This window comes from Amycolatopsis sp. lyj-112 (assembly GCF_046549055.1).
Taxonomy (GTDB): Bacteria; Actinomycetota; Actinomycetes; order Mycobacteriales; family Pseudonocardiaceae; genus Amycolatopsis.
In genome coordinates this window covers 20,696-37,919 of record NZ_JAJPWS010000025.1, presented here as the reverse complement: position 1 = coordinate 37,919, position 17,224 = coordinate 20,696, and the positions used below count along the sequence as shown (strand labels likewise).

Sequence of the window (17,224 nt, the reverse complement as noted above, 5' to 3'; positions counted from 1 at the left end):
AAATCGACAACTTGAACACTCGTTACATTTTGAACACTCGTTTCACTTTATACCAGACGCCGCGGCTGCAGCATCGGGACGAGGAAGCGCCTAGCCACCTCGCGGACCTGCTCGTCGTCGTCCAGATCGATGACGTGGCTGGGGGTGACCAGGAACGAGGCCGAAACCCGGGTCATGAGTTCGGCGACGAGTTCGACGTCGACGTCCGCCGAGACCTGGCCCGCGTGCTGCTCGCGGCGCAGCTGTCCCGCGACGAAGCGTTGCACCGTCGCCAGGGTGTTGCCGCCGTCGCTGACCATCGACGGGATGAGCACGTCCGGTTCGGCCGTCATCAGCCCGCCGATCAACGGGTTGTGCCGGATCGCCCGCAGAGCGCTGGCGAACCCCAGCACCACCCGGTCCGCGGCGGATTCGGCGTGCTGGATGTCGAGCAGGAACCGGTCGAAGTAGCGCCGGAATTCGCGGCGCACGACCTGCTCGACCAAGGCGTCCTTGGTGGCGAAGCGGCGGTAGGCCGTGATCCGGGAGACCCCGGCCCGGCGGGCGACGTCCTCCATGGTGGACCGGCGGATCCCCATCCGGCAGAACTGTTCGTAGGCGGCGTCGAGGAGCCGGAGCGCGATTTCGTCGCCCTCCTCGGCGCGTTCGAGCGCGTCGAAGAGCGCGCGCTCCAGCAAGGAATCCGGGTCTGGCGTCTTCGCGGCGATTGTGCTCTCCTAGAGATACGCGGTTGCACTACTTGTATCACAGTATCAATCCGCAGGTCCGGGACTCAAGGAGGAGTACTGGCGCATGACCGAACTCAATCGACGCAAGATGTTGATCGTCAGTGGCGGAGCGACCCTTTTGGGGGCCATGGGAGTGGCCACACCCGCCTGGGCATGGAGTCCGAGCGGTTCGGTGGCCGGAGCGGGGGCGGGCACCGATCCGAAATGGGTGTGGGATCGCGACGCCGATCCGGTGGTCGCCGCGATGCTCGACCGAGGCCAGGTCGCGGAGGTCAACCGCGCGCTGCGGACGTGGACCCGCAACGACCAGCCGACACCCGCCGGGCTGCCCGCGGACCTGCGGGAGTTCGTCGACCACGCCCGGCAGCTCCCACCGTGGGCCTCCCAGGCGAAACTCGACCAGGCCGCGGATTTCATGGTGGCGAAGGGGAGGTTCGTCAACCTTCTCAACGGGCTCGGCGGCGGGATGCTGAGCACGGCCATCCCCAACGAGGCCCGCGCGGTGTACTACTCCAAGGGCGGCGCGGACATGAAGGACCGCGTCGCGAAGACCGCCAAACTCGGCTACGACGTCGGCGCGCAGAACGCCTACCGGCCCGACGGCCAGATGATCGTCTCTGCGGTGAAGACGCGGCTGGTGCACGCCGCCGTACGGCATCTGCTGCCGCAATCACCGCACTGGCAGCAGGGAATCCCGATCAGCCAGAACGACATGCTGGTCACCTGGCACACGTTGCCGACCTACACGATGCGGAAGCTGACCGACTGGCGCGTCGCGGTCTCCCCCACGCATTCCCAGGCCTACCTGCACAGCTGGCAGGTGACCGGACACATGCTCGGCATCGGCGACGAATACCTCCCGGCGACGTGGGACGCGGCCCACGCGCAGTCCAAGCAGGTCCTGGACCCGGCCATGGGCCCGACCCGCGAAGGCGTCGAACTCACCGACATCCTGCTCGACATGCTCGCTGACCAGACCAGCCCCGGCGGCGCCGACCGGCCGATGGTCAACGCGCTGGCCCGCTACATCATCGGCGACCGGTACTCCGGCTGGAACGGGATCCCGCGGGAGCCGATCTGGGATCCCTTGATCGGCACGGCCTTCCCGGCGCTGGTGGCGTTCCACGAGAAGCTCATCCCACTGCCGCTGGTACCGCAGATCGCGTGGGTGCTGGACGAGGCGATCCGGCAGTACATCAAGCTGTGGCTCTCGGGAGGGCGGCCGGTGCACATCGAGATCCCGGACATGAACCGGCCTTCGTGAGCCCCGCCCCGATGCTATGAACGGGCCTTTCCTTGCAAATTTTGCAAGGAAAGGCCCGTTCATAGCACGCTTGGGGTCAGCTCAAACTCGAGCAAGGTCGCGCATCAGGATCCTGCGCTCCCTTCGGCACCCACCGCACGTTCGCGATCGAAGCCGAGAACTGTCCCTCGGTGTACACGAGGAACGGCGTGTTGATGTTCTCCAGATCCAGCCCGTTGGCGAAGCAGGACACCGGGATCTTCACCGTCGACTTCGCGCCGCCCGCCAGGTCGGTGAACAGCTTGGTCGCGTTCACCTCGGAGAAGCACGGGTAGACGCAGTGCATGCTGATCACCGTCCGCGCGGACGGTGCCTGATGCACGATGGTGTCGAATTCCAGCGCCGCGTCGGCGTTGAGGTAGCCGCGAAGGTCGTTCGTGCCCGCCGGGTTCTGGAAGTAGAGCTGAGCCGGGCCGGTGCCGGTCCAGGTCGCCTTCAGCCCGTCCTGCTGGACGTTGACGTCGGTCTGGACGACGTCGATCTCGGCGTGCGACGCGGCACCGTCGGGGCCGATCTCGGTGCCGCCCCAGTTCTGCGCGGAGCCGATGAAGCCCTTGTACGGCGCCACATCGGTGCGGTTGAAGACCTCGAGGTCCTCGGTCGCGGTGCCGCCGCCACCGGTCGACCCGCAGCTCACCGGGCCGGCGGTCTCGTCCAGCTGCCCGACCGTGACCCGCTGCCCGGTCTTGAGGCCGTAGCCGAGCTTGAACAGCGGGTCGTACTCGGCCGACCCCGCGTTCAGCGGCGTCTGGCAGGCGCTCTTCGGCCACGAGTAGGGCAGGCTGCCCTTGAACCCGGTGCCGTCCTTGCCCTTGACGAGCATGTCGGCGACGCCGCCGCCCTCGGTGCCGGGCAGCCAGGCCGCCACGAACGCGTCTGAGCGGTTGATCTCCTTGTTCATGTACAGCGGGCGGCCGCCGACGTAGACGGTGGCGACCGGGGTGCCCTTGCCGCTGACCTTGTCCAGCACGGCCAGGTCCTCGGGGTAGAGCTTCGAGGCCTCCAGCGTCTTGCGGGTCAGATCGCCGACGCCTTCCGCGTACGGTGTTTCACCGATGACGGCGATGACGGCGTCGTAGCCCTTCGGGTCGGCGTCGCCCTTCTCGTCGAAGGTGACGTTGACGTCGCCGAGGTTCTGCTTCAGTCCACTGAGGATCGAAGTGGCGTTCGGGAAGTCCGCGTTGGTGTTGCCGGTGCCCTGCCAGCTCAGCGTCCAGCCGCCGGTCTGGTTCTGGATGCTGTCCGCGCTTTTGCCGACCACCAGCACCTTCGACTTCGGCTTCAGCGGGAGCACGTTGCCGTTGTTCTTCAGCAGGGTCTGCGAACCGCGGGCGGCGTCGCGCGCCAGCCAGGTCTCCTTCAGCGCGTCGTCGGAGTTGGCGTAGGAGCGGTCGGACGGCTTCTGCAACTCGTACAGCCCGGCGCGCAGCTTGACGCGCAGGATGCGGGTCACCGCGTCGTCGATCCGCGACATCGCGATCTGGCCGTTGTTGACCTGCGCGACGGTGTTGGTGATGAACGCCTTCCAGTCGGCCGGGACCATCACGATGTCGATGCCGGCGTTGATCGCCTGCGGGCAGGAGGCGTTGGTGCAGCCGGGAACCTGGCCGATCCCGTTCCAGTCGGACACGACGAGACCGTCGAAGCCCATCTTGCCCTTGAGGATCTGGTTCAACGCCTTGTCGCTGCCGTGCAGCTTGCCCTCGTCGATGCCGAGTTCGGCGTTGGTCCAGCTGTTGAACGACACCATCACGGTCTGGGAGCCGGCGGCGAGCGCGCCGTAGTAGCCCTGGCCGTGGACGTTGATCATCTCAGCCTCGGACACCGGGGTGACGCCCTGGTCCTGGCCCTTGAGGGTGCCGCCGTCACCGATGAAGTGCTTGGCGGTGCCGATCACGCCGTTGTAGCCGATGCGCTTGGTCGAACGGTCCTGGAGGCCGTTGAGCGCCTCGTACCCGTAGGCCCGGGTGATCCGCGGGTCCTCGGAGAACCCTTCGTAGGTGCGGCCCCAGCGGTCGTCCTGGACGACGGCCAGCGTCGGCGCGAAGGCCCAGTCCTGGCCGGTGGCGCGGATCTGCCGGGCCGTCGCCGCGGAGATGTCGCGCACCAGGCACGGGTCGTGGGCCGCGCCGAGGCCGATGTTGTGCGGGAAGACGGTGGCGCCGTACACGTTGTTGTTGCCGTGCACCGCGTCGATGCCCCAGATCACGGGGATCTTCGTCCGGCTGGCCTGTCCGGCGTCCCAGTAGGAGTCGGCGAGCTTCAGCCAGTCCTGCTGGGAAGCGTGCTTGTCCTTGTTCGGCCACGAGCCGCCGCCGTTGAGGACCGAACCGATGGTGTACTGCCGGACCTCATCGGGGGTGATCGCGGCGATCTCGGGCTGCGTCATCTGCCCGACCTTCTCCTCGAGGGTCAGTCCCGCGAGGATCTGGGCGATCCGCTGCTCGTCACCGGCCTTGCCCTTGAACCGGCTGTCGACCTGGGGCCAGTCCGCGAGCGTCGACAGGCTCTTCTCGATCCGGGCGCAGCCGTCCTTGCCGAGCACGGGCTTCCCGATCACCGGCTGCTCGGCCGCACCCGCCGACGGCGCGGCCGTCACGACCCCGCCGAGCAGGGTGAGGCTCATCAACGTGACGAGCGAACTTCGACGCGCACGTGACCACGCGCGGGAACGTCTGGCCATGGTCTGGTCCATTCTGCGGGAGGCGGGGACCGGCCGATCCTCACCGGACCGGACGACGGCGTCAAGGGTTTCGGCGAGGTACGCCGTCAGTTATTTTTTGGCATAAAATAAGACTTGACACGTCACTCGGCCACCAGGGCTCCTTCGCCCGTCGCCACCCGCCTCCGGCTGCGCCACTTGGCGGACTCGGCCGGGCTTCTCGATTCCTGGCCGTCTCCTCTTGACCTCCACCTTGCTGGAACTTCTACCGTCGCGGAAGACGAAGGGAAATCCACAAAATGACCGTCTTGGTAACAGGGGCCACCGGGAACACCGGCCGCCATGTCGTCGCCGAACTCGTCCGCCGCGGCGAGCACGTCCGGGCCCTCACCCGAAATCCCGCCGAAGCCAGGCTTCCGGCGGGCGTCGAACTGGTCGAGGGCACGCACACCGCGCCCGAAACCCTGACCGGCGCGCTGGACGGCGTCACGCGGCTGCACATCACCGTGACGGCGGGCCTCGCCGACGTCGGCGCCGATCTGGTCAAACGCGCCGTCGACGCGGGCGTGCGCCGGATGACCGTCGTCTGGGGCGGGTACGTCGGGCCGACGGAACAGGCCATGGCCGAGTCCGGAGTGGAATGGACGCGCCTGGAACCCCAGGAATTCATGTCCAACGCTCTGACGTGGGTCGACTCGGTCCGCGCCGAGAACGTGATCCGCGAGCCCTTCGACCTTCCCAGCGCGGTGGTGCACGAGGCCGACATCGGCGCAGTCGCCGCCACCGCGCTCGTGGAGGACGGGCACTCGGGGCAGGTCTACAACCTGACCGGCCCGGAGCCACTGACCACGAGCGAACGGATCGCGATCCTCGCCGGGGCTCTCGGCCGCGACATCGAACTGACGCGGATCACGCGGCAGCAGGCGATCGACCGGCTGCTGGCCGACGGCGTCTCGGTGGCGGACGCCGAGTACGTCGTCGGCTGGCACGCCGATCCGCCGGTGGAGGCGCGGACCGTGGTCGACACCGTCGAGAGGGTGACCGGGCGCCCGGCCCGCACCTTCGCGCAATGGGTGAGCGAGCACTCCGACCGCTTCTGACAGCGCCTAGCCGTCGGTCGCCTTGAACCAGCCACCGATGCCGGCCAGCGCGCCGGGACCGTAGTCGCCCCTGACGTCATCGGCCAGGTCCGCGATGGAGACCGCGCGCAGCGCCGCTCGCCACTGGGTCTCGGCGTTGGCCATCGCGCGACTGATGGCACAGGGTGCGGTGCACGCTTCGGGCGGCGTGGCCATCGGGCCGCGCTGGCGGATCTCGGTGCAGATGAAGGCTGGACCGACACCGTCGATGGCCTCGACGACGTCGAGCACCGTGATATCCGAAGGCGGGCGGGTGAGCACGTACCCGCCCGCTTTCCCTTGCACCGACCGGATCAGCTCGGCGCGCGAAAGCGCCTGAAGCTGCTTGGCGAGATAACTCGGCGAGACGTCGTGCAGCTGCGCCAGCCGCGCGGCGGGCGCGGGCTCGTCGACCGCGGTCAGCACGACGCAGCAATGCAGCGCCCACTCGACCCCGCCCGACATCTTCACCCGGATGACTCTAACCCGCCCCTTGACTCGGACACAATATGTCTGAGTATTATCTCGGACATGAGGTGTCCGAGTTAGCGGATGCCACCGGCGAAGGGCAAGGGTCATGAAATTCGCGATCATCGGCGGGACCGGGCTGATCGGCTCCCAGGTCGTGCGGAACCTGAACGCGGCCGGGCACGAAGCGGTGCCGCATTCGCCGTCCACCGGGGTCGACATCCTCAGCGGCAAGGGCTTGGACGCGGCTCTCGAAGGCGCCGGCGTGGTCGTCAACCTGACCAACTCGCCGACCTTCGACGAGGCCTCCCCCACGTTCTTCCAGAACTCGATGGACACCCTGGTGGCCGCGGCGAAGAAGGCGGGCACCGGGCACTTCGTGATCCTGTCGATCGTCGGGGTCGACCAGGTCCCGGACCTCGATTACTACCGCGCGAAGACGCTGCAGGAGGACATCCTCAAGACGAGCGGCCTGCCGTACTCCATCGTCCGGGCCACCCAGTTCATGGAGTTCGTCGACTCGGTCCTGTCCTGGACGGCCGACGACGAGACCGTCCGCCTGCCGAGCACGCCGATCCAGCCGATCGCCGCCGCGGACGTGGCCGCCGCCGTCTCCGAGGTCTCGGCGGGAACCCCGCTCAACGGCACCCTCGACGTGGGCGGCCCCGACGTCTACCCGCTGGACGAACTGGGCCGGATCACCTTGTCCGCCAAGGGTGACAAGCGTTCCGTGACCACCGACGAGAACGCGGGCATGTTCTCCGCCGTCCGCGGCGGCGTCCTCACCACCCAGGACGGCGCCCGCATCGCCGCGACCCGCTACCTCGACTGGATCAAGTCATGACCACAGACCACGCTCACCACTTGGAAAACCCCCACTCGACCGCGCCACCCCCGAAGATCGAAATGCTCTCGTCGGTACCGGCGCCACCGATGCCGGAGCACGCGGAGGCGATGACGATCCTGATCACCTTGCCGCCGGGATGCGAAGGGGCGCCCCCGCATCGGCACACCGGCCCGGCGTTCGGGTACGTCGTCAAGGGCGCGATCGTCTTCGAGCTGGAAGGCGAAGCGGAGCGGGTCGTCAAGGCGGGCGAAACGTTCTGGGAACCGGGTGGCGACGTCATCCACTACCAGGACGGCAACCACTTCGCCGACGCCGAAAGTGCTTTCGTCGTCACGATGTTCGGCGCGCCGGGGCAGCCGATGCTCATCCCGGTCTCCGCCGAAGAACTCGAAGAGCGGCGCGACCGGCGGGCACCGCGCCCGTGATCCAGGGGCCGCACCGGAAATCCGGTGCGGCCCTAGAGGATCAGCTCGGCAGCAAGGCCGGGGCGGCGAGACGGCTGGCGTTCGCCGCCTCGTCGTCCGGCTGGGCCTGGGCGGAGCGTTCCGCCTCGACCCTGGCCAGGTAGTTGGCCACTTCGCGCTCCTGCCGGTGCGAATCCCAGCCCAGCAGCGGCGCCATCAGCGCGGCCACCACCGGCGCCGCCGTCACCCCGCGGTTCCGCTCCTCGATCGAGATCCGCGTCCGGCGGGTGAGGACGTCCTCCAGGTGCAGCGCGCCCTCGTGCGAGACCGCGTACACGGCCTCCGCCTTCAGGTACTCCGCCGTGCCCGGGATCGGCTCGCCCAGTTCGGGACGCTCCGCGATCGACGCCAGGATGTCCTCGATCGCGGTGCCGTAGCGCTGGAGCAGGTGCTCGACCCGGGCCAGTGGCAGCCCGGCCCGCTGGGCCAGCGAGTGCCGCCCGTCCCACAGTTCGTGGTAACCCGCCGCACCGACGATCGGCAGGCGTTCGGTCCACGACGACGGCGCCGGACGGCCGAGGTCCTCCACCGCGACGTCCACCGCGTCCGCCGCCATCACCCGGTAGGTCGTGTACTTGCCGCCGGCGACGATCACCAGACCCGGCACCGGATGCGCCACCGCGTGCTCCCGCGACAGCTTCGTCGTCGCAGCCGCCTTCGCCGCCAGAAGCGGGCGGAGACCGGCGTACACGCCTTCGATGTCGTCGGCGGTGATCGGCGTCCGCAACACGGCGTTGAGGTGGCCGAGCACGTAGTCGACGTCGGCCTGGCTGGCCGCCGGGTGCTCGCGGTCCAGGTCCCATTCGGTGTCGGTGGTGCCGACGATCCAGTGCCGTCCCCACGGGATCACGAAGAGCACGCTCTTCTCGGTGCGCAGGATCAGCCCGGTGTCCAGGTCGATCTTTTCGCGCGGCACCACCAGGTGGACGCCCTTCGACGCGCGCACGGTGAAGGGCGCCGGAATTCCCGCAGCCTCCGCCATGTCGTCGCTCCAGACGCCGGTCGCCGCGACGACCGTCTTCGCCCGGACCTCGATCTCCGCACCGCTCTCGCGGTCGGTGACCTTGGCGCCGACGACGCGCTCGCCGTCACGGATCAGCGACGTCACCCTGGCCCGGGTCAGCACCGAGGCGCCTTGTTCGGCCGCGGTCCGCGCGATCGTCATCGTGTGGCGGGCGTCGTCGACCTGGGCGTCGTAGTACTGGATGGCGCCGATCAGGGCGTCATCGGCCAGCCCGGGCGCCACCTTCGCGGCGCCGCGCTTGGACAGGTGCCGGTGCCTCGGCAGCGCGCGAGCCCCGCCGAGGGTGTCGTAGAGCGCGACGCCTGCGCCGATGTAACCGCGTTCCCAGACGTGGTGTTTGAGCGGCACCAGGAACTTCACCGGCCGCACCAGGTGCGGGGCCAGCGTCTGCAGCAGCAGGCCGCGTTCCTTGAGCGCTTCGCGCACCAGCTTGAAGTCCAGCTGTTCCAGGTAGCGCAGGCCGCCGTGGATCAGTTTGCTGGACCGGCTCGACGTCCCGGAGGCGAAATCGCGGGCCTCGACGAGCGCGACGGAGAGCCCGCGCGACGCCGCGTCGAGCGCGACGCCGGCACCGGTCACTCCCCCGCCGACGACGAGCACGTCGACCTCTTCACGAGCGAGCTTGCGCAGCGTCTCGGCACGGTAGACCGGGGAAAGCGGTACGGATGTCACAGTGCTTCTCCTTGAGTTCATCGGCTCACTCGACCTCGACCCAGTCGAGCGTGCGGCCGACGGCCTTCTGCCAGCCCGCGTAGCCCTCGGCGCGCTGCTCGTCCGTCCACGACGGACCCCAGCGCTTGTCCTCGTTCCAGTTCTGTTCGAGCTCGTCGGTGGACTTCCAGAACCCGACGGCCAGCCCGGCCGCGTAGGCGGCTCCGAGCGCGGTGGTCTCGGCGACGACCGGCTTCGAGACCTCCACACCGAGGATGTCGGCCTGGAGCTGCATGCACAGCTCGTTCGCGGTCACCCCACCGTCCACACGCAACACATCGAGCGTGACACCGGAGTCGTTCTGCATGGCCTCGACGACGTCGCGGGTCTGGTAGCAGATCGCTTCCAGCGTCGCCCGCGCCAGATGCGCGTTGGTGGTGGCGCGGGTGAGCCCGACGATCGCGCCCCGCGCGTCCGAACGCCAGTAGGGCGCGAACAGACCCGAGAACGCGGGAACGAAGTAGACGCCGCCGTTGTCCTCGACCTGCCGGGCGAGGTTCTCGCTCTGCGACGCGCCGCTGATGATGCCCAGCTGGTCGCGCAGCCACTGCACCGCGGAACCGGTGACGGCGATCGAACCTTCCAGCGCGTACACCGGCTTCTCGTCGCCGAACTGGTAGCACAGCGTCGTGAGCAGGCCGTGCTTCGACCGCACCAGCTCGTGGCCGGTGTTGAGCAGCAGGAAATTGCCGGTGCCGTAGGTGTTCTTCGCCTCGCCGGGCCGGAAGCACACCTGGCCGACGGTCGCCGCCTGCTGGTCGCCGAGGACGCCGGCGATCGCCACCTCGCCGCCGAACGGGCCGTCCGCGCGGGTGGTGCCGAAGAAACCGGGATCCGACGACGGCCGGATCGAAGGCAGCATCTGCTTCGGGACGTTGAAGAACGACAGCAGTTCGTCGTCCCACTCCAGCGTTTCGAGGTCCATCAGCATCGTGCGCGACGCGTTGGTCGGGTCGGTCACGTGCACGCCGCCGTCGGGCCCGCCGGTGAGGTTCCAGATGAGCCAGGAGTCGGTGGTACCGAAGAGCGCGTCGCCCTTCTCCGCGTCTTCGCGGACGCCGTCGACGTTCTCCAGGATCCACTGCAGCTTGCCGCCGGAGAAGTACGTCGCGGGCGGCAGACCGGCCTTGCGGCGGATGATGTCGCCCTTGCCCGCACGTTCCAGCGCCGAGGCGATCCGGTCGGTGCGGGTGTCCTGCCACACGATGGCGTTGCAGTAGGGGCGCCCGGTGCGGCGGTTCCACACGACGGTGGTCTCGCGCTGGTTGGTGATCCCGAGCGAGGCGAGGTCGGCGGCGGTGAGCTTCGCCTTGTTGAGCGCGGTGGCGATGACCGAACGGGTCCGCTCCCAGATCTCGGTCGGATCGTGCTCGACCCAGCCCGGCTTGGGCAGGATCTGCTCGTGCTCCAGCTGGTGGCGGGCGATTTCGTTGCCGCCGTGGTCGAAGATCATGAACCGGGTGCTGGTGGTGCCTTGGTCCACGGCGCCGATGTAGTCGGGCATAGCTGCTCTCTCCTTTGAGGACGGCTCAGGCGGCGGGCTCGAGATCCTTGGCCGGCAAGGATTCCGGGGCCGCGGGCAGGTAGCGCTCGATGAAGTACTTGTAGATCGCACCACCGATGACGGCGCCGAGCACGGGAGCCACGATCGGGATCCACCAATACGGGTAGCCGTATTGGTCGGTGAACGCCGTGTCGTAACCGGTGAGCCAGGACATCAGCCGCGGGCCGAAATCACGGGCGGGATTGATCGCGTACCCGGCGTTGGTACCCCAGGCCATCCCGATCGCGACCACGAGAAACCCGACGACGACCGGGGCCAGGTTCGCGGCGGGCGCGGTGTTGCGCAGATCGGAGATCGCGAAGATCACCAGGGCGAGGATCGCCGTGCCGATGATCTGGTCGCGGAACGCGCCCCAGTCACCCACTGGAAGGGTTCCGTTACCCGGAAGGGTGGAGAACACGCCCTGGGTCTTGATCGTCAGGCCGGGGTCGGCCGCGTTGAGCACCTCGGTGTAGTTCCAGCGCACGAGCAGCGCCGCGACGAACGCGCCGGCGGTCTGCGCCAAGGCGTACGGCGCGACCTTGCGCCACGAAAAGCCTTTGAACACCGCGAGAGCCACCGTGATGGCCGGGTTCAGGTGTGCGCCGCTGACTCGCGAAGCCACGTAGATACCCAGCGTGACACCGATGCCCCAGGCCCACGCGATGCTGTCATGGTCCCCGATGCCCGCGGCGACGACCTGCGCCACCACCCCGCATCCGAACAGGATGAGGATCATCGTCCCCACGAACTCGGCGGCAAGTTCACCGACGAGCCCGCGGGCCTTGAGGTTTCGCACCATTGCTTCCTCCACAAAGGACACCGTCCCCCTACTGAGGCAGAAGTTAAGTTCAGGAAAACCCCGGGTCAACGGACACCGGTCGGCATTGTCGAACGCCGGAAGACGATGTTCGACATTGTCGAATCAGGGCCGGTCGGGCTAGGGTCGAGCCGTGCCCGGTCCGATCCAGTCCATCGAGCGCGCCGCCGCGATCCTGCGGCTGCTGGCGCGCGGCTCAGGCCGTCTCGGCGTCGGCGAGATCGCCGATTCCCTCGAACTCGCGAAGGGCACGGCGCACGGAATCCTGCGCACGCTGCAGGGTGTCGGCTTCGTCGAACAAGACCGCGATACCGGGAAATACCAGCTCGGCGCCGCGTTGCTGCACCTCGGCACGAGCTACCTCGACGTCAACGAACTCCGGTCCCGGGCGATCAACTGGGCCGACGCGCTGGCCGCGCGCAGCGGCGAGGCCGTCCGGATCGGTTCCCCGCTGGAGGGCCGGGTCCTGGTGGTGCACCACGTTTTCCGGCCGGACGACAGCCTGCAGACCCTCGACGTCGGCACGCTTCTGCCGTTGCACGCGACAGCGCTCGGAAAAGTCCTGCTGGCCTACGACACCGGTCTCGTGGCATCGTTGCGCACCGGCGAGCCGGAGGCCTACACCCGCCGGACCCTGGTCACCCAGACCGCGATCAAACGCGCCTGCGGCAAGGTGCGCGAGGCGGGCTGGGCGAGCGAACACGGCGAGATGATCCCGGGCGAAGCCGGTATCGCCGCACCGATCCGCGGCCACGGCGGCATCGTGGTCGGCGCGATCGGCGTGTCCGGCGCGGCGGAACGGATCTGCGAGGCCGACGGCAGCCCGCTCCCGCGGCTGCTCGGCCACGTGCGCGACGCGGCCCGAGCGGTGTCGCGCGATCTCGGCGCGTCCCGAGGGTGATGGAGGTGCTCCAGTGGTCCAGCGCTATGTGATGTCGATCGATCAGGGCACCACCTCGACGCGGTGCATCCTGTTCGACGCGCGCGGCAGGCTGGTCTCGGTCGCGCAGCGCGAGCACCAGCAGCACTTCCCCCGGCCGGGCTGGGTGGAGCACGACGCGACGGAGATCTGGCGCAACGTCGGCCGGATCGTGCCGCAGGCGCTGGCCGACGCCGGCGCCGATCCGGGGCAGGTGGCCGGCCTCGGCATCGCGAACCAGCGTGAGACCACCGTGCTGTGGGACCGGCACACCGGCAACCCGATCGGACGCGCGATCGTCTGGCAGGACACCCGCACCGACGCCATGCTCGAACACCTCGCCCGCGAGCCGGGTGTCGACCGGGTACGGCAGCTGTGCGGCCTGCCGCTGGCGACGTACTTCTCCGCGCCCCGGATCCGCTGGCTGCTCGAACGCACCCCCGGCCTGCGGGAACGCGCCGAGCGCGGCGACGTGCTGTTCGGGACGATCGAGAGCTGGCTGATCTGGAACCTCACCGGCGGCACCGAGGGCGGCGTCCACATCACCGACGTCACCAACGCCTCGCGCACCATGCTGATGAACCTGCGCACGCTCTCCTGGGACGACGAACTGCTGGAGTTCTTCGACGTCCCCCGCGCGATGCTGCCGGAGATCCGGCCCTCGGCCGAGGTATACGGGACGACGTCGAGGGTCGTGCCCGGGATCCGGATCGCGGCGGCGCTCGGCGATCAGCAGGCGGCGTTGTTCGGCCAGACCTGCTTCGCGCCCGGCGAGGCGAAATGCACGTACGGCACCGGCAGCTTCCTCCTGCTCAACACCGGGCCGACGCCGGTGCTCTCGACGCACGGCATGCTGACCACCGTCGGGTTCAAGATCGGCGACGAACCCGCCGTCTACGCGCTGGAAGGTTCGATCGCGGTCACCGGATCGCTGGTGCAGTGGTTCCGGGACGGTCTCGAACTGATCGGCAGCGCGCCCGAGATCGAGACGCTCGCCCGCACGGTCGAGGACAACGGCGGCTGCTATATCGTGCCCGCGTTCTCGGGGCTGTTCGCGCCGCACTGGCACAGCGAGGCCCGCGGCGTGATCGCCGGGCTGACGTCGTACATCACGAAGGGCCATCTCGCCCGCGCGGTGCTGGAGGCCACCGGCTGGCAGACGCGCGAGGTCGTCGACGCGATGAACGCCGATTCGGGGCTCGCGCTGACGACACTCAAAGTGGACGGCGGGATGACCGCGGACAACCTGCTGATGCAGTTCGTCGCCGACGTGCTCGACGTGCCGGTGGTCCGCCCGATGGTCGCCGAGACGGTGTCGCTGGGCGCGGCGTACGCGGCGGGATTGGCGGTCGGCTACTGGCCGGATCTGGAAGGCCTGCGCCGTAACTGGCACCGCGCCGGCCAATGGCTGCCGTCGATGAACCCCGCTCGCCGCGACAGCGAATACGCGCATTGGCGGCAGGCCGTCGAGCTGACCTTCGGCTGGATGCGGCCCGGACCGACGGCCGCCCCGCCCGGCTCGGATCTGGTCGAGGTCGTGCTGGCCGACCACCGCCGGTTCGAACAGCTGTTCCGCGACCTCCGCAACGACGAAGCCGACCGCCCGGCACTGATCGCCGAGCTGTCGGCGTTACTGGTCGCGCACGCCACGGCGACCGAACGGATCGTCCGTCCGGAAGCGACGGACAGCGGCCTCGCCGCCGAGCTGCTGGCCGTACTGGTCTCCACCGACTCCGAGAAAGCGTTGACAGCGCTGGAGAATTCCGTCGACGCGCATATCCGTGCGGAAGAACGCGGCCTGCTGAACGAACTCCGGCGCACGATGTCCACTTCGGACCGGACGGGCCTCGGCCGGGCCTTCGTCGCCGAACGGCAACGACAACTGGACCTCGACTGTGGCTCGGCCGCGCATATCCGCGAACAGGGCGACCGGCTCCGGCTCTCGTGACTCGCCAGTAGGTCGTGTTAGCCTGTCGCCGTGCAGCGCTGGTCTCGACTCGTAGTCAAGCGCGCCGGCTGAAACCAGGTCGCCGGCGCGCAGTTCGGCGACCCCGTGGCCTCTCCCGGGACCTGGCCCTTCTTGGCCCTCCCGCTGCTCATTCTTGGAGACCCACGATGTCCCTCACCACTTTCCAGGTTCCCGCCCCGCGCACGTCCCTGATGGTCCGCCGCCGGATCGCCACCTACTTCGTCGGCGGCGTCGAGCAGATCCCCGGCCTGGTCGACGCGCTCGCGTGCCTCGTCCACGAGCTGTCGGTCGACGTCCGTGACGGAGTCCGGGAGAGCACCATGACCTGCGCCGTCCTGGTCGGCGAAGACTCGGTCGACCAGCTGCTGGAGCGGCTGCGCCGCCTGCCGTCGGTCGTCTCTTCCGAACTCGCCTGACGCCGCCGAGCCCCGCAATTAGTCCTCTAATGGCGGGAGCGGGTGGAGCGGACGCTCATTTGTGTACTCACACCAAGGCCAGAGCGCGTGAGGGCCACCTTCAGGGACTCTGAGTCCCTGAAGGTGGCCCTCACGACATCGCCCACCACCACAACGACCCCACCGACCTCACCCTGCACAATCGTGGCGCGTGAAGGACCCCTTCCCTCGGCTCAGCGAAGGAAACTCGACCTTCACACACCAGCCGAAGCCACCCTTGATCAAGACCGGGAGGGTGATCCGACCCCTGACTGCGCCCTAGCGGCTACACGAATCAAGGTCCACCAGAACGACCCGTTTGCCCGAGCCCCGCAATTAGTCCCCTAATGGCGGGAGCCCTGTCCTCTATGACCGAAGTCACTTGCACGGTTCCATGCAGCCCGCGACCCCAGGCGGGCCCGCCTCTTGACTTAGTTAGGAAGCCTTCTTAACTTCAGTTTCATGTCTGAGACTCACCGAAACCGCAGGTCTCAAGCCGACCACCGACTCAGTCTCGCCGAGAAGCACGAAAAGTACCTGAACCAGTACTCACGACGGACCTTGTTCCGGGTGGGCGCGATGAGCGGCGCGACACTCGCCGGTGGCGTGCTGCTGCCCGGTTCCGCCTCGGCCTCCCCCGGCCCGACCGTGCTGCTCAACTCCGACAAGGTCGCGGGCTCGGCGCTGCGGCCCTTCGGCAGGCATATCGCCTACGGGGCCGACCCGTCCCAGCAGGTCGTGGTCTCCTGGCAGGTACCCGCCGCGGTGACCTCGCCGTTCCTCCGCATCGGCACGGTCCCCGGCGACTTCAGCCCGCCCATCACGGCCGAAGTACGCGCCCTGACCAGCCAGATGTCCTGGCAGCACCCGGTCGAGGAGGTCCCGCCGAACAGCCCGAGTTCGATCACGCAGTACTACCTGCACGCCAGGATCGACCGCCTGCTGCCCAACACCACCTACTACTACGTCGTGGGCCATCAGGGCTACGACCCCGCCGGCCGGCTCAGCGAAATGGCGAGTTTCCGCACCGCGCCGGCACCCGGCGGCGACGGCACGTTCTCCTTCACCGCCTTCGGCGACCAGGGTGTCGGCTACAACGCCCTCGCGACCAGCAGCCTGATCGCCGGGCTCGACCCGGCCTTCCACCTCGCCATGGGCGACTTGAGCTACGCCCTCGAAGGCGAAGGCGGTCATCCCGAAGAAGACCAGTACGACGCGCGACTCTGGGACTCCTTCTTCGTGCAGAACGAGCCTGTCACCGCGGGGATCCCGTGGATGATGGCGCTCGGCAACCACGAGATGGAGGGCTGGTACTCCGCGGACGGCTACGGCGGCGTTCGGGCGCGCTTCACCATGCCGGACAACGCCTGGGCGGGCTCCACCTGCATCTACTCGTGGCGCTACCAGAACGTCGGCATGATCAGCCTGGACGGCAACGACATCTGCTACAACAGCCCGTCGAACCTGAACTACACCAAGGGAAAACAGCTCAAGTGGCTCGGGAAGACGCTGGCCGCCTTCCGCGCCGATCCCACGATCGACTTCATCGTCGTCTACTGCCACCAGTGCACGTACTCGACGTGTCATTCCAACGGCGCCGAACTCGGCGCGCAGACCGACTGGGCCCCGCTGTTCGACAAGTACCAGGTGGACCTGGTGCTCAACGGCCACAACCACATCTACGAACGCACCGACCCGATCAGGGCGGGCAAGGCCGCCAAGAAGGTACCGTCGCGGGGAACCGTCAATCCGGTCAAGGACGGCACGACCTACATCACCGCGGGCGGCGGCGGGGGCAGCGTTTCGGAGTTCCCGGCTCCCGACACCTACCTGGGTCACGAGACCAGCAACGACTCCCCCGTCCCGATGAAGTACTCGGAGAAGGACGGGCACAGCCTGACCAAGAAGGTCACCTGGTCCCGCGTCCGCTTCCGCGGCTACAGCCTGGTCGCGGTCGACGTCATCCCGGCCACCGGCACCACCCCGGCCAAGATGGACGTCCGCGCGATCAGCGCGGACGGCACGCTGGTCGATCAGATCATCGTGCAACGCGCCTGAACCCGGCGCGCATCGGCCGGAAAGTCATTCCGCCTCGGCCGATCGGCCGATGTTTCCGGAAAAGAAAAGAACAATTCAGCGCCCGGTACCGCTGTTACAGATTCATGACATGAACGAGACACGATCACGATGATCGTCTCTGACCATCGGAATGAT

General features: G+C 68.3%; 14 protein-coding genes. 8 read left to right on the top strand and 6 right to left on the bottom strand.

Annotated features, from left to right (window positions below; all coding sequences use genetic code 11):
• Positions 1–47: 47 nt before the first annotated feature.
• Positions 48–677 carry a TetR/AcrR family transcriptional regulator gene (locus tag ACLJRL_RS40215; RefSeq protein WP_410661664.1) on the bottom strand — a complete coding sequence of 210 codons (630 nt, stop codon included), beginning with the start codon at positions 675–677 and terminating at the stop codon, positions 48–50.
• A 115-nt stretch (positions 678–792) separates the two neighbouring features.
• Between ACLJRL_RS40215 and ACLJRL_RS40210 the strand changes: the two genes are divergently transcribed.
• Complete coding sequence (locus tag ACLJRL_RS40210) at positions 793–1,992, top strand: oxygenase MpaB family protein (protein WP_410661663.1); 1,200 nt, start codon at positions 793–795, stop codon at positions 1,990–1,992.
• A 76-nt stretch (positions 1,993–2,068) separates the two neighbouring features.
• On the opposite strand, the gene ACLJRL_RS40205 is transcribed toward ACLJRL_RS40210, so the two are convergent.
• On the bottom strand, positions 2,069–4,657 hold the full coding sequence (locus ACLJRL_RS40205; protein ID WP_410661690.1) for a glycoside hydrolase family 3 protein: 2,589 nt from the start codon (positions 4,655–4,657) through the stop codon (positions 2,069–2,071).
• A 335-nt stretch (positions 4,658–4,992) separates the two neighbouring features.
• On the opposite strand from ACLJRL_RS40205, the gene ACLJRL_RS40200 reads away from it, so the two are divergent.
• Positions 4,993–5,793, top strand: coding sequence for an NmrA family NAD(P)-binding protein (locus tag ACLJRL_RS40200; RefSeq protein WP_410661662.1), 801 nt, complete (start codon positions 4,993–4,995; stop codon positions 5,791–5,793).
• Between the two features lie 6 nt (positions 5,794–5,799).
• Here ACLJRL_RS40200 and ACLJRL_RS40195 read toward each other — a convergent pair whose 3' ends face one another.
• The gene (locus ACLJRL_RS40195) at positions 5,800–6,276 is read right to left on the bottom strand and encodes an RrF2 family transcriptional regulator (RefSeq protein ID WP_410661689.1); all 477 of its coding nucleotides are present in this window, start codon (positions 6,274–6,276) and stop codon (positions 5,800–5,802) included.
• 112 nt (positions 6,277–6,388) lie between these two features.
• Here ACLJRL_RS40195 and ACLJRL_RS40190 point away from each other — a divergent pair, with 112 nt between their 5' ends.
• Together ACLJRL_RS40190 and ACLJRL_RS40185 are read left to right on the top strand one after the other, a co-directional pair.
• On the top strand, positions 6,389–7,123 hold the full coding sequence (locus ACLJRL_RS40190) for an SDR family oxidoreductase (RefSeq protein ID WP_410661661.1): 735 nt from the start codon (positions 6,389–6,391) through the stop codon (positions 7,121–7,123).
• Positions 7,120–7,551 (top strand): cupin domain-containing protein, encoded by a 432-nt coding sequence (locus tag ACLJRL_RS40185; protein ID WP_410661660.1) that lies wholly within the window; start codon positions 7,120–7,122, stop codon positions 7,549–7,551. The genes ACLJRL_RS40190 and ACLJRL_RS40185 overlap by 4 nt, the downstream gene beginning before the upstream one ends.
• A 40-nt stretch (positions 7,552–7,591) precedes the next feature.
• Here ACLJRL_RS40185 and glpD read toward each other — a convergent pair whose 3' ends face one another.
• The 3 genes from glpD to ACLJRL_RS40170 are packed head-to-tail and all read right to left on the bottom strand — an operon-like array spanning position 7,592 to position 11,670.
• Positions 7,592–9,307 carry a glycerol-3-phosphate dehydrogenase gene (glpD, locus tag ACLJRL_RS40180; protein ID WP_410661659.1) on the bottom strand — a complete coding sequence of 572 codons (1,716 nt, stop codon included), beginning with the start codon at positions 9,305–9,307 and terminating at the stop codon, positions 7,592–7,594.
• A 4-nt stretch (positions 9,308–9,311) separates the two neighbouring features.
• Complete coding sequence (gene glpK / locus ACLJRL_RS40175) at positions 9,312–10,829, bottom strand: glycerol kinase GlpK (protein WP_410661658.1); 1,518 nt, start codon at positions 10,827–10,829, stop codon at positions 9,312–9,314.
• A 25-nt stretch (positions 10,830–10,854) separates the two neighbouring features.
• Positions 10,855–11,670, bottom strand: coding sequence for an MIP/aquaporin family protein (locus ACLJRL_RS40170; RefSeq protein WP_410661657.1), 816 nt, complete (start codon positions 11,668–11,670; stop codon positions 10,855–10,857).
• Positions 11,671–11,821: 151 nt separating this feature from the next.
• On the opposite strand from ACLJRL_RS40170, the gene ACLJRL_RS40165 reads away from it, so the two are divergent.
• From ACLJRL_RS40165 to ACLJRL_RS40150, 4 genes are all read left to right on the top strand, one after another.
• The gene (locus ACLJRL_RS40165) at positions 11,822–12,589 is read left to right on the top strand and encodes an IclR family transcriptional regulator (protein ID WP_410661656.1); all 768 of its coding nucleotides are present in this window, start codon (positions 11,822–11,824) and stop codon (positions 12,587–12,589) included.
• A gap of 13 nt (positions 12,590–12,602) precedes the next feature.
• On the top strand, positions 12,603–14,555 hold the full coding sequence (glpK, locus tag ACLJRL_RS40160; protein WP_410661655.1) for a glycerol kinase GlpK: 1,953 nt from the start codon (positions 12,603–12,605) through the stop codon (positions 14,553–14,555).
• 167 nt (positions 14,556–14,722) lie between these two features.
• A complete protein-coding gene (locus ACLJRL_RS40155) occupies positions 14,723–14,992 on the top strand; it encodes a hypothetical protein (RefSeq protein ID WP_410661654.1) in 270 nt (89 codons plus the stop codon).
• A gap of 480 nt (positions 14,993–15,472) precedes the next feature.
• Positions 15,473–17,068 carry a purple acid phosphatase family protein gene (locus ACLJRL_RS40150; protein ID WP_410661653.1) on the top strand — a complete coding sequence of 532 codons (1,596 nt, stop codon included), beginning with the start codon at positions 15,473–15,475 and terminating at the stop codon, positions 17,066–17,068.
• The last annotated feature ends 156 nt before the right edge of the window (positions 17,069–17,224 follow it).

Excerpts from the sequence above, each read along its gene's own strand:
- ACLJRL_RS40170 (WP_410661657.1), bottom strand. The coding sequence starts at position 11,670 with ATGGTGCGAAACCTCAAGGCCCGCGGGCTCGTCGGTGAACTTGCCGCC.
- ACLJRL_RS40185 (WP_410661660.1), top strand. The coding sequence starts at position 7,120 with ATGACCACAGACCACGCTCACCACTTGGAAAACCCCCACTCGACCGCG.
- ACLJRL_RS40155 (WP_410661654.1), top strand. The coding sequence starts at position 14,723 with ATGTCCCTCACCACTTTCCAGGTTCCCGCCCCGCGCACGTCCCTGATG.
- ACLJRL_RS40150 (WP_410661653.1), top strand. The coding sequence starts at position 15,473 with ATGTCTGAGACTCACCGAAACCGCAGGTCTCAAGCCGACCACCGACTC.
- glpD (WP_410661659.1), bottom strand. The coding sequence starts at position 9,307 with ATGAACTCAAGGAGAAGCACTGTGACATCCGTACCGCTTTCCCCGGTC.
- ACLJRL_RS40205 (WP_410661690.1), bottom strand. The coding sequence starts at position 4,657 with ATGAGCCTCACCCTGCTCGGCGGGGTCGTGACGGCCGCGCCGTCGGCG.
- ACLJRL_RS40210 (WP_410661663.1), top strand. The coding sequence starts at position 793 with ATGACCGAACTCAATCGACGCAAGATGTTGATCGTCAGTGGCGGAGCG.
- glpK (WP_410661658.1), bottom strand. The coding sequence starts at position 10,829 with ATGCCCGACTACATCGGCGCCGTGGACCAAGGCACCACCAGCACCCGG.
- ACLJRL_RS40200 (WP_410661662.1), top strand. The coding sequence starts at position 4,993 with ATGACCGTCTTGGTAACAGGGGCCACCGGGAACACCGGCCGCCATGTC.
- ACLJRL_RS40190 (WP_410661661.1), top strand. The coding sequence starts at position 6,389 with ATGAAATTCGCGATCATCGGCGGGACCGGGCTGATCGGCTCCCAGGTC.
- ACLJRL_RS40195 (WP_410661689.1), bottom strand. The coding sequence starts at position 6,276 with ATGTCGGGCGGGGTCGAGTGGGCGCTGCATTGCTGCGTCGTGCTGACC.